The organism is Rhizobium sp. A22-96, from assembly GCF_053521805.1.
Window position 1 is genome coordinate 486,342 of record NZ_JBNWDQ010000002.1, and the last position, 14,952, is coordinate 501,293.

At 59.4% G+C, this 14,952-nt stretch carries 15 protein-coding genes and 1 tRNA gene; 3 read left to right on the forward strand and 13 right to left on the reverse strand.

The annotated features are described in order from the left end of the window. The first annotated feature begins 94 nt into the window (after positions 1-94). A complete protein-coding gene (locus tag ACQZ6F_RS08840) occupies positions 95-1,111 on the forward strand; it encodes a class I SAM-dependent methyltransferase (RefSeq protein ID WP_449092076.1) in 1,017 nt (338 codons plus the stop codon). 112 nt (positions 1,112-1,223) lie between these two features. Here ACQZ6F_RS08840 and ACQZ6F_RS08845 read toward each other — a convergent pair. Further along, positions 1,224-1,299 (reverse strand) — tRNA-Ile (locus ACQZ6F_RS08845). Between the two features lie 162 nt (positions 1,300-1,461). Here ACQZ6F_RS08845 and ACQZ6F_RS08850 point away from each other — a divergent pair. Continuing rightward, on the forward strand, positions 1,462-2,205 hold the full coding sequence (locus tag ACQZ6F_RS08850) for an SIMPL domain-containing protein (RefSeq protein ID WP_068388102.1): 744 nt from the start codon (positions 1,462-1,464) through the stop codon (positions 2,203-2,205). A 126-nt stretch (positions 2,206-2,331) separates the two neighbouring features. On the opposite strand, the gene ACQZ6F_RS08855 is transcribed toward ACQZ6F_RS08850, so the two are convergent. The 4 genes from ACQZ6F_RS08855 to ACQZ6F_RS08870 all read right to left on the reverse strand — a co-directional run bounded on the left by ACQZ6F_RS08855 (position 2,332) and on the right by ACQZ6F_RS08870 (position 4,266). After that, positions 2,332-2,673, reverse strand: coding sequence for a hypothetical protein (locus tag ACQZ6F_RS08855; protein WP_077469384.1), 342 nt, complete (start codon positions 2,671-2,673; stop codon positions 2,332-2,334). A 254-nt stretch (positions 2,674-2,927) separates the two neighbouring features. Next, positions 2,928-3,233, reverse strand: coding sequence for a hypothetical protein (locus ACQZ6F_RS08860; RefSeq protein ID WP_068388108.1), 306 nt, complete (start codon positions 3,231-3,233; stop codon positions 2,928-2,930). Between the two features lie 170 nt (positions 3,234-3,403). Further along, positions 3,404-3,832, reverse strand: coding sequence for a secondary thiamine-phosphate synthase enzyme YjbQ (locus ACQZ6F_RS08865; protein WP_449092075.1), 429 nt, complete (start codon positions 3,830-3,832; stop codon positions 3,404-3,406). A gap of 80 nt (positions 3,833-3,912) precedes the next feature. Next, on the reverse strand, positions 3,913-4,266 hold the full coding sequence (locus tag ACQZ6F_RS08870) for a DUF1428 domain-containing protein (protein WP_449092074.1): 354 nt from the start codon (positions 4,264-4,266) through the stop codon (positions 3,913-3,915). A gap of 120 nt (positions 4,267-4,386) precedes the next feature. Between ACQZ6F_RS08870 and ACQZ6F_RS08875 the strand changes: the two genes are divergently transcribed. After that, on the forward strand, positions 4,387-4,779 hold the full coding sequence (locus tag ACQZ6F_RS08875; protein WP_449092073.1) for a GNAT family N-acetyltransferase: 393 nt from the start codon (positions 4,387-4,389) through the stop codon (positions 4,777-4,779). A gap of 24 nt (positions 4,780-4,803) precedes the next feature. On the opposite strand, the gene ACQZ6F_RS08880 is transcribed toward ACQZ6F_RS08875, so the two are convergent. The 8 genes from ACQZ6F_RS08880 to rpoD all read right to left on the reverse strand — a co-directional run bounded on the left by ACQZ6F_RS08880 (position 4,804) and on the right by rpoD (position 14,836). Beyond that, a complete protein-coding gene (locus ACQZ6F_RS08880; protein ID WP_449092072.1) occupies positions 4,804-5,727 on the reverse strand; it encodes a LysR substrate-binding domain-containing protein in 924 nt (307 codons plus the stop codon). A gap of 295 nt (positions 5,728-6,022) precedes the next feature. Then, positions 6,023-7,252: an MFS transporter gene (locus ACQZ6F_RS08885; protein ID WP_449092071.1), complete on the reverse strand. Its 1,230-nt coding sequence runs from the start codon at positions 7,250-7,252 to the stop codon at positions 6,023-6,025. 116 nt (positions 7,253-7,368) lie between these two features. After that, positions 7,369-8,079: a B3/B4 domain-containing protein gene (locus ACQZ6F_RS08890; RefSeq protein ID WP_449092070.1), complete on the reverse strand. Its 711-nt coding sequence runs from the start codon at positions 8,077-8,079 to the stop codon at positions 7,369-7,371. An 82-nt stretch (positions 8,080-8,161) separates the two neighbouring features. Next, a complete protein-coding gene (locus ACQZ6F_RS08895; protein WP_449092069.1) occupies positions 8,162-8,968 on the reverse strand; it encodes an AraC family ligand binding domain-containing protein in 807 nt (268 codons plus the stop codon). A gap of 106 nt (positions 8,969-9,074) precedes the next feature. Beyond that, entirely contained in the window at positions 9,075-10,055 is a 981-nt protein-coding gene (locus ACQZ6F_RS08900; protein WP_449092068.1) for a DMT family transporter, read from the reverse strand. Between the two features lie 135 nt (positions 10,056-10,190). Next, positions 10,191-11,636: a DUF930 domain-containing protein gene (locus ACQZ6F_RS08905; RefSeq protein WP_449092067.1), complete on the reverse strand. Its 1,446-nt coding sequence runs from the start codon at positions 11,634-11,636 to the stop codon at positions 10,191-10,193. 237 nt (positions 11,637-11,873) lie between these two features. Then, positions 11,874-12,674 (reverse strand): APH(3')-II family aminoglycoside O-phosphotransferase, encoded by an 801-nt coding sequence (locus ACQZ6F_RS08910; protein ID WP_449092066.1) that lies wholly within the window; start codon positions 12,672-12,674, stop codon positions 11,874-11,876. A gap of 101 nt (positions 12,675-12,775) precedes the next feature. Then, positions 12,776-14,836 carry an RNA polymerase sigma factor RpoD gene (gene rpoD / locus ACQZ6F_RS08915; RefSeq protein WP_068388138.1) on the reverse strand — a complete coding sequence of 687 codons (2,061 nt, stop codon included), beginning with the start codon at positions 14,834-14,836 and terminating at the stop codon, positions 12,776-12,778. Between the last annotated feature and the right edge of the window lie 116 nt (positions 14,837-14,952).

Genomic DNA, 14,952 nt, shown 5'->3' on the forward strand with positions numbered 1-14,952 from the left:
GTACAATCTAACTATTGCGAATTGAAAATTACGGATGCTAAGTTGTATCCGCTACCTTGGGGGCAAGGATAGCGTTTAGCATGCCGGGGGTATAATGCTATTTCGACTTTACGGGTCGATCCGTGAGCTGTTCGGGGGAACTGTTCGCGGTACATCGGCCAACGATCTCTCGCCAACGCTCGTGACGCCAAGCTGGGTCAAACCCCGCCAGAACAGAAGTCGTCGCCTGCGCCAGTACATCAACGAAACAACGAAGGTTCTTGAAATCGGACCGCTCGCGCGGCCAATTGCGCCGAAACGAAAAGGGTATAACGCCTACATCGTGGACAATATGGATCGGGAGGGCCTTCTCCGGCAGTATGCTCATGCTGGCTATGATCCGAGCAGTATTGAGGAAGTCGACTTCGTATGGAGCTCAGGTGATCTAGCGGACGTGGTGCCAGAAGAGCATCATGCGACATTCGAGGTCATTGTTCTCAGCCATGTTCTAGAGCACATGCCGAACCCTCTCGCATTTTTCAGTAGCTGTGCACGACTGCTGAAGCCGGGTGGTTACGTGACCCTGGCACTTCCCGACAAGCGGCATTGCTTCGATCTCTTTCGGCCCGTCACGACGACCGCGCAGTGGCTTGCAGCTTTCCGAGCCAAAACAACGGCACACAACGAGATATCATTGTTCGACTACGCAACCCTTGCGGTTGCACGACGAGCGGAGATTGCCTGGGACAGGTCAAAACATAAGACGCAGGACCTCACGTTCCTGAACATGAACATTGAAAGCGCCTATGCACGCTACTTCTCCGGCGGTGATCGCAACAGCAACAGCTACGAAGATTGCCACGCGTCCGTTTTCACTCCGGCGAGCTTCGCCCTCGTTGCACAGGAATGCCATGCAATCGGGGTTAGTCGGTTTGCACTGGATTACGTGTCAATCACAAGGGAACACGAGTTTATCGCGCATCTCCGGCTCGAAGATCGAAAGCCCATCAGCCACCACGATCGGATCCAGCTTCTGGCACTTTCAGCGAAAGAGCAAAGCGTCGGCTACCGCGGCGTGAAAATTGCAAGCCGACCGATCTGGAGTAAGATTCGCGCGGCTCTCAGTGGTTAGCATCGGGATTCCTCATCGCTATCTCGAGCCACGACTGCGAACCTTGCAGAAATGGCTTCGGAAGCTAAAGTTTCCGCAAAACCGGAACCGACGGCAACAGAAAGTAAAAAGATGGTGGGCCCGGAGGGACTCGAACCCCCAACCAAGCGGTTATGAGCCGCCGGCTCTAACCATTGAGCTACAGGCCCGGCACGAGAAAGGATCCCCGCGCGCGACTCCGGAGCAATGGTTCTCCGAAAGCCGAGATGGCTCTAGCCCAATTTCTCTTTTCCGACAAGGGACTGCCGTAATACCTTCACAATCAATCCGCAAAAGCGAATCCTGAGGGACCATCAACCAAGGAACGAACTATGCCACTGACCAAAACCAGAGATTTTGTCCTTGCCGCTCTTGTCAGCGCCACTTTTTTCGTGCCTGCAGCCGCAGCCTTTGCCGAGGACGCCAAGCCGCGCGAGGCCGTCATCACGGTCACCGGTGAGGGACATGCCGCCATCGCGCCGGATATGGCCGTGGTGACGCTTGCGGTCGTCCAGCAGGCAAAGACGGCGCAGGATGCGCTTGACCAGAACAACAAGGCCATGGGCGCCGTTCTGGCAACGCTGAAGGACAGCGGCATCGCCGAGCGCGACCTGCAGACCTCGGGCTTCTCCATTCAGCCGCAATATACCTATCCGAATGACAAGGATGGCCATACCCAGCCGCCGGTTCTCAACGGCTATCAGGTCTCGAACGGCCTGACGGTTCGCGTGCGCGACCTCTCGAAGCTCGGCGGCTTGCTCGATCAAGCCATCAAGCTCGGCGTCAACCAGGGTGGCGATATCCAGTTCACCAACGACAAGCCGGATGCCGTGCTCGAAGACGCCCGCAAGAAAGCAGTCGCCGATGCCGCCGCCAAGGCGAAAACCTTGACGGATGCCGCCGGCGTCAAGCTCGGCCGCGTTATCGCTATTCATGAAGGCGGCATTGCCGCTCCGCCGCAGCCCTACATGCGTGCCATGTCTGCCGCAGCGCCGATGGACAAGGCCGTTCCCGTCGCAACTGGCGAGAATGAATACAACGCCTCGGTCAGCATCACCTACGCGATCCAGCCGTAACCAAAAGCAAAACCGCCCTTCGCTCAGATTCATCCGAATCGAGCAAAGGGCGGTTCCGCGGCCCCCGCCAAAAGGCGAAAAGATCAAACCAGCAATAACGGGCGCGACAGGCGCCCGTTGTTTTTATCAGCGGCCGAGCAAAGGGCAACCGCGCACATTTGCAAACATCATCGTATCCGGGCCGCGACGGCCGAAGCCATCGACGATCACGCGGCGCGGCGTCACATCCACAACGCGAGCGCGACGCAAGCCATAGCTGCGGGCGACATCCAGGGCCTCACGCGGGTCGCAGCCGCGGCGACGGTCGAAGCGCGGCGGCGGGTTGTCGTAATCCGGCGGCGGCGGCCGATGGCGGCCGGGACCGACATAGATATCCACGCCCTGTGCGGAAGCAAAATCCGCCGTTCCCGACAACGCAGTAACTGCGATGGCAGCGGCGACCCCCAACTTTGCCAGCAATTGTCTCATTGTGTCCTCCATGGAGCAAAAAAGCCTTTTCCTCGCTCCTGCAATATTTGCCGAGCGAGTGCTGAGAGATAACGGCCAAACGCTGAAAAGCGCAGAATCGACCGTACCTCTACTCGTCAGGTACAATGAACGCTAAAATGACACCAGATGTGCCATGATAGCACAATGTAAAAAAATAAAGCCGCCTCCTGAGTGGAGGCGGCTTCGGAACTATCGAATATATGTGGAAAACGTCGCCGCTTTCGTAGTCAGCATCAACGGCGGATCAGCGGGCAACCCCGCGCATTGGCGAAAACGACGCGATCCGGACCGCGGCGGCCAAAACCTTCGACAACGACGCGGCGCGGCGTGATGTTGTCGATGCGGGCGCGGCGCAGGCCCATGTCACGCGCCTTCTGAACAGCCAGAACCGGCGAGCACGAACGGCCGCGATAGTGATCATAGCGCGCCTGCTGGATGCCGGGGTGAAAATCATTGGCAGATGCGGTGGCGGCCGTTGCGGAGATACCGCCGAGCGCGATCAGAGCGGCAATACCGACCTTGGTGAAAAGATTGGTCATGGGTGTTTCTCCTTCAAATCCTTGCTGCGGATTGTTGCAATCCCGGGATCCGGCTCGACGCCTTTGGGATTGAGTGCAGGTTACGTCGGCCAAGCTGAACCGAACGCGAACTCGCCATTCAGATTGTATTCATGAGGGTTAACAATCGGTTGACGCGAGGATTTCAGAAATCAGGCCGAGAGATGCAGGACAATTTCACGCCGGTGAGGCCCGTCGCGATGCTCGAAAAGATAAATGCCCTGCCATGTACCGAGCGCCAGGCGGCCGTTCATGACTGGAATGCCGATCGAGACTTGCGTCAGGGCCGCCTTGATGTGCGCCGGCATGTCGTCCGGCCCCTCCATCGTATGTATGACCCAGCGCATTGACGGGTCCGAAGAGGGCGGCACCAGCCGCCGGAAGAAGGTATCGAGGTCCGTCTTCACATCCGGATCGGCATTTTCCTGAATGAGCAGCGAGCAGGACGTGTGCCGCACGAAGACGGTCAAAAGTCCCTCGCCGCCGCCGGCCATTGCGCCACGAACGAAATCTGCGGCCTGATCAGTGAACTCGTAAAGTCCCTGACCACGGGTAGAGAGTGTGATGACGGTTTGCGGCATGGCTTCTTCCGACAATAGTAATGGTGATCGGCATCACGTCTGCCGCAACACTCGCAATGTCAAGTCCAGCAGCCGATAGACTATGTCTCGAGAAAGATGTCGAAGCCGCCATAGATCAAGCGTTTGCCATCGAAGGGCATGTTCTGCATGTCATCCTTCAAGCGTGGATCGGCCATGACCTTTTTCAGCACCTCGTCACGGCTCTGCCGCGATTCATAAGTGATCCAGGAAAAGACCACCACTTCATCCTCGGTTGCCAGCACTGCGCGAGGAAAGGATGTCAGTTCTCCATAGGGCACATCGTCGCCGATGGCTTCCACGTAGCTGAGAGCACCATGTTCCCTCCAAACCTCCCCGGCCCTGCGCGCCTGCGCCTTGTATGCCTCGATCTTGTCTTTCGGCACGGCAAGAATAAAACCATCCACATAGGACATTTGAGCCTCCTCTGTTCTACGCTCACGTCAGAATGACGATTGGCCACATCACTATCCGACATGGGGCGCTCACTTTTTTTCGGCGATTGCCCAACAGACGGATCCGCCCGAGTGATTCAAATGCAGATAGAATACAAGGACGACCCAAATCCTGGAAATAAAGCCCTCGGCGCTCTCTGGGCGAGCGCATGGAATGATCCCTCCATGCGCGATTTCTCGCCTATCCTCGCAAGAAGCCTCGCCCATGTCGGCGCATTTGCAGGCCCGAGGCTAATCGGTTTTGTCAATGTCGCCTGGGATGGCGGCATCCACGCCTTCATTCTCGATACCTGTGTCGACCCGGAATTCCGATGTCAGGGTATCGCGACCGGCCTGGTCGAGCGAGCAACAATTCTTGCCCGCCAGCGTGGCGCGGAGTGGCTGCATGTTGATTTCGAGCCGCATCTCACCGGCTTTTATCGAAAGCTCGGTTTCACCCCCACCGAAGCAGGCCTGATAAGATTGCGTGATTGAGACCCGAGTGCTTTGACCAACGCCTCACCCGGGCGAACGAGCTTGCGACAACAGCCAATTGCGAAACAATGCTGCCGACGGGTTCTCCAGCGCATTGGGCGGATAGAGCAGGTTGTAGCTGACGGGTGCCGGCTGGACCTCGACAAAACAACGCACCAATTTTCCCTCGGCAATATCCCGTGCAACCAACGAACTGCGCACAAGCGCGAATCCTCGCCCTTCCCGGCACGCCTCAAGCATGTCGGCAAAAGATTCGAACTGCTCACTGCTCTCCACAGCCCGGATGATATCGAAATACGCGCCTGCCTCGCCGATCCCGCCGGTGATCTGCTCATGCCAACGCTGCCAATCCAGTATCGTGTGACTCATGCCGGCATAGCGCAGCAGCGGGGCCGCCCTTATGGCGTTGCGCGAGGGTAAACGTTTGGAAAGCTCTGGCGAGCTGACGACGAACTCCTCGTCCGCCAGCAATACCTCCTCAACAAGGCCTGCATCGGCATGGCCAAGCCAAATCGCCAGATCAATCCCACCGGGCCGGAAATCCGGACGCTGGTAGCCGACGGCCATCCTCAATTCGATCTCCGGATGTCGCTGGCAGAAATCCGGCAGCCGCGATGCCAGCCATTGGTTCGAAAACTCCGGCGAGACGGAAACGGCAACGCTACGAACAGAAATACTCGCCCGCGCCTGATAGAGCGCCGTCTCCAGCTCGGAAATCGTCGCCGCAATTGCCGGATGCAGCCGCGCACCGAGCGGCGTCGGCCTTGCACCGTTTCGGCCACGATCGAACAGGCGCCCGCCGATCCATCCTTCCAGCTGCGCGAGCTGATGGCTGACGGCGGTCTGCGTCTGCCCGATCCGCTCTGCGGCGCGGCCAAAGCCGCCGGTTTCGACGATGGCACAAAATGTCTGCAACACCGACAGGGGTGGGAGCGGTCTTTTACCCATGAAAATCCTGCATGCCCAATTGCGGGAAGCTTCATTATACATCGCGAATTTTCGGGCGCATCCATTCATCTCAGGAAATCATAAGGCTCCGAGAGATGAAAGATCTTCATGGAAACGATTGGGCACGATGGATTGCTCGGTGGCTGGCTCAAGCAATCCGCGAACATAACAGCGAAAGGCCGCCCCAACTGAAATCTAAAGGCAGGCCCAATAGGCTCGATGCGGCGAACGACCATTTACTGAGGGATATCGGGCTCGGCGACAGCAACGCAAACTGCCGGGATTGTCGCGAGGGCTAGCCCTTGAGCGTCTTGACCCTGGTGAGATCAGGGAAGATCCGCATCCACAGCAGCACCACAAATATGGTGCCGACACCGCCGACGATTCCGGTCAACACCGGCCCGAGAGCGCTGGCCAGCATGCCGGACTCGAATTCGCCGAGCTGGTTGGACGTGCCGATGAAGAGCGAGTTCACGGCGTTGACGCGACCGCGCATCGCATCCGGCGTCAAAAGCTGCACGAGCGAGCTGCGCACCACGACGCTGACCGTATCCGAAGCACCGACAACAAAGAGTGCGGCGACGGAGAGGATGATGTTGCTCGACAGCGCGAACACGACGGTGGCCACGCCAAAAATCAGCACGGCGAACAGCATCTTCTTGCCGACATCGGTCTGCAAGGGCCGCCGGGCCAACCAGATCGACATCACCAAGGCACCGATCGCCGGAGAGGCGCGCAACAGTCCAAGGCCCCAGGGGCCGGCATGCAGAATATCGCGGGCGAATATCGGCAGAAGCGCGGTCGCACCACCCAGCAGGACGGCGAACAGATCGAGCGAGATCGTCCCCAGCATTACGGGCCTGCTCTTGATGAAGGAAACGCCGGCAAAGACGGAGCTCAGCGTGACCGGCTCTCGCGACGACGGTTGCTCCCGCTCGACACGGATCGAAATGACGTTGCTGCTCGCGATGACATAGAGCATTGCCGAGACGGCAAACGGAGCCACCGGATTGAGACCATAAAGCAGGCCGCCAAGCGACGGGCCGATGATGAAGGCCGTCTGCATCATCGACGTCGAGGTCGCGATGGCGACCTGGAGCAGCGAGGACGGGACGATATTCGGCAGGAGCGCCGCCATTGTGGGGCGCTCGAAAGCGGTAGCCGCACCCATGACGGCGACGGCAGCCAGAATGCCCGCAGGACCGATCCAGTGCTGCCAGACGGCAACGGCCAGCACCAGCGCCGTCAGAGCCTCGACCAGTTGGCACGCAAGGCCGATGCGCCTCCGGTCGAACCGGTCGGCGACATGGCCGACGACAAAGGTCAGGATGACCATGGGCAGGAACTGGCAGAGGCCGACCAGGCCGAGGTAGAAGGCGCTATGGGTCTGATCATAGATCATCCAGCCCATGGCGACGGTCACCGACTGAAAGCCTATCGAGGAGAAAACGCGCGACGCCACAAAGGAACGGTAGCCGGGGTGACCGAGCACGCCCGGCCGGTCTAGGTTCTGCAGGGTATCCATGGGCCTTCTTCGTCTTCCGGCGCCGATGCGCGGAGACATGCGCTCTCAATCGTCAAAATCTCTGTAGCCCCTGCTCTGCCTGAACGCGGCGCTTGTCAACCTCGTTTCGGTTACAGTCAAGCATTCGTCTCCGCCGGGAGATCAAATCGCGGTGATGAGCGGCTTAGCAGTCCTCGCCTGGCATCCAGCGACCAGACAGCGGCAAGCTCGACAGCAATCGCATCGATCAGCCGCGGCACATCGCCGGCGGCCGAGTCGTGCAACGCTTCCGCCACGATGAGCACGGATCGCGTATCCTCCCGCACCGCCGAAAGACCGCTTTGCCGATTGGTCCACCGCCGGGCATGGGCCTGTCCCGCGCTATCGGCAAAGACCACCTCGCGAGGCTCCGGATGCTCGACCTCTCCCGAAAATGTCAGATAAGATTCGCGACCGTCCGCATGTCGCACCTCGAGATCAGCGGATATTTTCGAGAGATCGAACACGGCGACGGGAATGGCGAAGGCGATGGAAACAGCGTTGCAGAGATCGACGAGCGGATGCAGCCGCGGCAGCGAACCCTCCTGGCGGAAACGGCGCAACAGAGCCTCGGAGGCACAGCGATACTGAGTGGGCTTCAATCCCATTTTCGAGAAGCAGCGCCGCCAGGCCTGAATCTCAGGCATCTCACTTTCGGGACCTTGTGCGAGCCGCTCCGTCGCAGTCGCATAGTATCCATTGAGGCGATGGGTAACGACGGCATCCGGGGTGATCCCGTCGGCAAACAACACGCCGGCAACCAACTCGGGAAACTCGTTCCACATCTCGTTCGAATGGCGAAAATACATGGCCTCTCCTTCTGCATGTCCGGCTTTGCATTTCAGAAGACCCTGTCATCATCGCAAGGTCTTGAATGAAATTGCAGAAGCCTCAGCAGGCGGCGGCATAAGCGCCGGGCGATACGCCGAAATTGCGCACGAACAGGCGCGTCATGTGGCTTTGATCTGCAAAGCCACCGGCAAAGGCAGCTTCGGCCAGCGGCGTGCCTGTTGCGATCAGCCGCCGCGCTTCCTGGATACGACGCTGCATGAGATAAGCGTGTGGAGTAAGCCCCGTCGCTTTGCTGAATGCGCGCAGGAACTGGAATTGGCTCAGCCCGCAGACATCCGATAGCTCGCCAAGCGTTAGGGGTGCAGCAGGATCATCGTCGATCATGTCGCGCGCCCGATCGATGGGCGCGGGGACAGCGATATCGCGCGCCGTCCGTTCGCCTTCACTCATCACGGCGGCGACCAGCGATAACAACAGCCCATCCCGCAGCAACCCATCCGCGGGCTCAGCCCGATCGACCACAAGCGGAAACAACGCGCTGAAACATGCGGCTATCTGGCCATTGCGGATGACAGGGGCCGGAAATTCGATCTCACCGATCTGCCCTTCCCCGATATCCTCAAGCAAATCGCCGATCAATCGTGGATCGAAATAGAGCATCGACCATGCCCGGCTTTCGCCGATGGGCACGCCGTCATGCACCTCGTTCGGACTGACGCTGATGACGTCTCCAGCCTCCGCCCGCACCATCCCCCGCCCGCTGAGCGACATCTGGGCGCCAGCCTCGATAAGACCGATGCCGAATTGACCATGGGTATGCTTGGGAAAGCTATGCCCCGTTTCCGCCTTCACAGCCTCGATGCCCCCGACGTGAGACCGGAATATCCTGAACTGGCTGGATCTCATGCGTATCGATTCCCCACGGAAACAGGATCACTCGCTCGAGGATAACGAAGCCTAACCCGGCACCGCTAGGCTGGCAATCTCGCTCGTTTTACTTCCAGCCCAGCCGCTATCTTTCCGGTGTGGCTGCGTCCTCATCCTGGGTTGTTGCCAATGCCGCCTGCGTGTTGCCGGCAACGGCGGCCGGCAGCGGGGTACCGCGCCTGCGCTCCCTCGCCAGCGTCAGCAGGCCGGAGAAGATGATGAGGGCGATGCCGAAGGCCATGGGCATATCGATGCTGTCGTTGAACAGCAGATAGCCGAAAATAATCGCCCAGATCATCTGGCTGTACTGCGGCGGCGCAACCAGATTGGCAGGCGCCATGCGTGCAGCATTCATCAGCAGCACGTTGCCGATCGCACCTAACAGACCATAGCTTGCGAGGAAGACCCATTGCGTCGCCGTCGGCGCCATGACCTCCGAAAGCATCAGAAAGCCGCTGACAATCAAAGTGCCGAACAGGCCGGCACCATAAAGCGAGATGCGCTTTTCCTTCGAGCCGAGCGCACGATTAATGACGATCGAAATCGCCGCCGCAAGGCCGCCCACCGCCGCGCAGAGATGGCCGATCGAAAGCTCGCGAAAGCCTGGCCGCAAGACGATCAGCACGCCGATGAAACCGAGAATAACCGCCGTCCAGCGCTGCCAGCGCACATCCTCTTTCAGGAAGATCACAGAGAGGATCGTCACGAAAGACGGCAGTAGGAATAGAAGGGCGAAGGCCTCCGCCATCGGCAGCTTGGTAAATGCGATGACCGAGCAGATGGCGCCGGTCGCGCCGCAGATGAAGCGCAACAGCCACAGCGGCCGGTTCGACGTCCTCACCATGTCCAGCCAGCCGTCCTCCCGCTTTTTCAGAAAGGGCACGGCGGCAAAGCCAAACAGCGCGCCGATGAAGGCGACCTGATAGGACGGAACCACGCCGTGCAGGATCTTGATCGAAGCATCGCTGAAGGCAAAGACGGCATAAGACGCGAATGCCACGAGGACACCACGCAAGGCGGAACGGCCAGCGGCCGCAGAACTGGAATCGGCTGCAATCGAGGACATCGGAATCGCGCAATGTGACGGGAGGAGAATTAAATCAGGTAGATATAGGCAATTGTATGATGAAACGAGCCGAATTTCGATTGAGCTGACAATAAACTATTGTTTCAGGTGGATGCGGCGGGCGATCTTGCCGCCTTAATTTCCTGCAAAGCCCAGCTTGTCGAGTTGGCTTGGGGGAACACGCCCCCTGACGGTGTAGGAAAAAGCGACCACCTTCAACGCGTCGCTGTCCACCTCACAGGTAAACGCCACTCTCTGCCAATCATTTTGGGTCTGCACCGCCACCCCTTCGCCGAACAGACTGGTGTCCGAAACCATCGCGGGAGACAGGGCAGAATTCACATAACCGACGGCACCGAGATCGTGACGGTACTGTAGTTTTTCCTCGGAGTTGCAGAGGTAGGCGACACGCTGCCTACGTGGCAGCTTCTTCCAGGCATCATAGTCACTCTTCGAGAGGCGCGACATCTCCGCGTTCGAATAAAGCTTCTTGGCCTGGACGGCCCTCTTCGGTGCGTCGGACTTGGGCGGCTGCGACTCCGTCACCAATGCGGTACCACCGGTCTGACCACCCTGACTGCTCGAAGCAGACTGACTTTGCGAAGCTTGCTCCGTCGGAGACGGCCTGACTGTGGGAACGACAATCTGCGGCTCGGCTTTCGCCTCATCCTTGGCTTCATTGGCGGTAGGCTGCTGTTGCGGATCGGATGGTGACGCCTGCGCGGCGGCTTGCGCCTGCGGATCATTCTGATCGGTCGATTGCGCCTGCGGCTGCTGCACCTGCTGATCAGAGGGTTCGTTGGTCGCCAGCACATCGGGAGCCGAAGACGCAGCTTTGGCGGTCGAATCGCTTCCCGGCGGCTTGGTCGCATTTGCTTCCTGGCTCTGGGTATCGGCTTGCTGTTGAGCTTGCTCGACCTGGGCCTGGGCTTGGGCAGCTGCTTCCGCGGCAGCCTGGGCCTCAGCCTGTTGCTCGGCGGCGGCATCATTCGGCGGCGTCTGCGGCGAGTCGCTCGGCTGCGCTGAGGCCTCAGCCTCCTGCGTCGTGGTTGCGTCCTTCTCCTCGCCCTTCATATCCGGAAGTGGCGTCTCCGTCGCAGAGGGCTTCTGCTCGGCTTTCTCGACGGGCTTGTCAGCGCCGCCATCGTCAGATTTGGGCGCAGGCTTTTCCGCCTGCTCTTCAGGCTTGTCGGCCTTGGCCTCATCGGATTTGGGTGAAGGCTTGTCGGTGGGCTCCTTGCCCTGAGGATCGGATTGCTTTGGCGGTTGTTTGTCTGCCTCTTTCCCCTGAGGCTGCTCTGGCTTCTGCTGGGCTTCGGCCGTCTGCTGCTGCGGCTTCTCGTCGGGCTTCTGAACGGGCTTCGGAGGCTGATCCGGCTTCTCGTTCTCCTTCGTCGCGATCTCCTTTTTTTCCTCCGGCTGCGGCACCAGCTCGACGTTGACGCTCTGCTCGGGCTTTGCCTGTGGCGGCGCGGGCAACAGCGGCAGCAGAAAGATAGCCACAAACAGGACATGCAGGAGGATCGACAGGACGAAGCCCGGCCTCGTTTCCTTTTCCCGTTTTTCCGCAACCTTTTCCATCGTTCAGCGGATGGCTCGCGAAGAGAAAACAATCAAGAGGGAACTGCGCATCGATTCATTCGATCCTTGCCGGCAAACAGATCAGAAGACTTTCAAACCCGCTGACATATGGTATCCGACAGCACGCCAAGAAAGAGGCAGCCATCAAAATCGAACTTGTCAGGCCTCCGGGCGATCCGCAATGCTTCAAAAACAAACCTGCGTGATCGCACCGGCGCCAAACGCACCCGTCCACCGTTAAAAAAACTCGTCCAACAGCCGATAGTAAGACATCTTTTCAGGATGCAGCTCGAAGTGCCCATAGGCATTGAGGAAATCGGCAACCAGCGCCGCGCCGAAATTGTATTGGATGCTGCCGCAGGCCAGCGCCAGGTCCTGATAGCGATCGGCAATGCCGAGGCGGCCGCAATCGATATAACCACTGAAGCCCGCGCCATCGGCGATGAAATTCGGAAGGCAGGCATCGCCATGGGTGACGACGAGGTCTTCCGTCGCTGGCCTCTTCTCCTCAAGTTCCCCGAAAAGATCGTGCCCCGAACGTCCCAACCGGGTCTCATCGAAATCATCCTCATCGACGCAGCCGGCAAGCAGGCGCGCCTTTGCCTCGCTAATTCTGTTCGCCAATCGATGATCGAAAGGGCAGGCAGCGATGTCGATCGCGTGCAATCGCCGCAACGCGTCCGCCAGAAGACGGACACGTTCGGCCGGCGACATCAGCTCCGCGCTGACGAGATCGCTGCCGGGAAGCGCGCTCATCAAAAGCCATTCGCGCTCCTCGTCCTTCACATGGGCAACGATTTCCGGGCAGGCGAGGCCCTGAGAGCGCAACCATCGCAGCCTTGCGGCCTCGCCGGCCAGCTCGCCCAAGGGGGCCACGGGCTCGGTCTTGAGATAAACAGGCGCGCGTCCATCGGCCTCAAGCCGGAAAACATGCGCCGAGGAACGCCCGAGCGCATCCTGCCGCCATTCATACCCGGCCAGCAGATCGCGCAGCGGGACGGGGATGGGTGTTTCCATGAATTGCCGCTTACCTGCCATGCTCAGACCTTTGATGCCGATGTCCTCAATGAAAAGCCCGGCTCGCTTTCGCGAACCGGGCTCCGTTTCGTATACTGCCAATACCGGCTTGCGCCAGGGCCTTAGCTGTCGAGGAAGCTTCTGAGCTTGCGGCTGCGGCTCGGATGCTTCAGCTTGCGCAGAGCTTTGGCCTCGATCTGACGGATACGTTCGCGCGTAACCGAGAACTGCTGGCCGACTTCTTCGAGCGTATGGTCGGTGTTCATGCCAATGCCGAAGCGCATGCGCAGCACGCGCTCTTCACGCGGCGTCAGCGACGCCAGAACGCGGGTCGTGGTCTCGCGCAGGTTCGCCTGGATGGCGGCATCGATCGGCAGAAGCGCGTTCTTGTCCTCGATGAAATCGCCGAGGTGCGAATCTTCTTCGTCACCCACAGGCGTTTCGAGCGAGATCGGCTCCTTGGCGATCTTCAGTACCTTGCGCACCTTTTCGAGCGGCATGGCAAGTTTTTCGGCCAGTTCTTCCGGCGTCGGCTCGCGACCGATCTCGTGCAACATCTGGCGCGACGTGCGAACGATCTTGTTGATCGTTTCGATCATGTGCACCGGAATACGGATCGTGCGGGCCTGGTCAGCGATCGAACGGGTGATTGCCTGACGAATCCACCAGGTGGCGTAGGTCGAGAACTTGTAACCACGCCGATATTCGAACTTATCGACCGCCTTCATCAGGCCGATATTGCCTTCCTGAATGAGGTCGAGGAACTGCAGGCCACGGTTGGTGTACTTCTTGGCGATGGAGATGACGAGGCGCAGGTTGGCTTCGACCATTTCCTTCTTGGCGATGCGAGCTTCGCGCTCGCCCTTCTGCACCATCTGAACGATGCGGCGGAATTCCGAGATGGAAATGCCGGTTTCGGTCGCAAGGTTCTGAATTTCCTGGCGAATGTCACGGATCGTGGTGTTTTCGCTCTTGGCGAATTCCTTCCAGCCGCGCGCGGCCAGATTGCCGATCGACTTCATCCAGTTCGGGTCGAGCTCGGCACCCTGATACTGCTCCAGGAAGCTGTCGCGCTTGACGCCATAGGATTCCGCAAGACGCAACAGGCGACCCTCGTTCTGCACGAGACGCTTATTGATGTCATAGAGCTGCTCGACGAGAGCGTCGATGCGGTTCTGGTTCAGCGACAGTGACTTGACCGACTTGACCAGTTCATCCTTCAGCTCCTTGTAGCGGCGCTCCTGCGCCGACGACAATGTGCCGGAAGCGGACAGGCGCTGTTCGACCTGCTGATCCTGCAGCTTGCGCAGCTTCTTGTAGGTCTCGGCAATGGTGTCGAGCGTCAGCATGACCTGCGGACGAAGCTCGGCTTCCATGGCTGCCAGGGAAAGGCTGGACTCGTCTTCGTCCTCTTCCTCTTCCTCCATCGGCAGGCCTTCGCCGCCGACATTGGTGATATCGTCGTCGCCACTTGGCGAACGGCCACGGCGGGCCTTTTCCTTTTCTTCGGCGGCCTTGCGGTCAGCCTCGATCTTCTCGGGGCTCTGGAACTGCGGAGCAGCCTTTGCCTCGGGACCGGAATAGGTGGTTTCGAGATCGATGATCTCGCGCAGCAGCGTCGTGCCCTCGTTGAGTTCGTCACGCCAGATGATCAGCGCCTGGAACGTCAACGGGCTCTCACAGAGGCCGCCGATCATGGTTTCGCGGCCGGCCTCGATGCGCTTTGCGATGGCGATTTCGCCTTCGCGCGACAGCAGCTCCACGGAGCCCATTTCGCGCAAATACATCCGCACCGGGTCGTCCGTACGGTCGGTCGGCTCTTTCTTCTTGGCGGTCGCAAGCGCAGATCCCGTAGAAGGAGCCAGCTCGCCGCCTTCGCCTTCCTCGTCGCCGCTCGCGTCGTCATCGTCGTTGGAAGGCGTGCCCGCCTCTTCGACGTCTTCGTCCTCGATGACGTTGATGCCCATGTCCGAAAGCATGGCCATCGTGTCTTCGATCTGTTCCGATGTCACCTCTTCCGAGGGCAGGACGGCATTGAGCTCGTCCATCGTAACGTAGCCGCGCTTCTTCGCGGCCTTGATCATCTTCTTGACCGCGTCATCGGAAAGATCGAGAAGCGGGCCGTCGGAGGTGCCGTCGCGTTCGACTTCAGCTTCTTCGTTCTCTTTGACCTTGGTTGCCATCTCTATATCGTCGCTTTCCCTGACGCTGCAAACTTTACACGCGGTAGAACATTTCAATCAGGCCGGCACGCCCTGCGCCAGCCTCGACTCACCGACAAACACCTAACGGAATGACC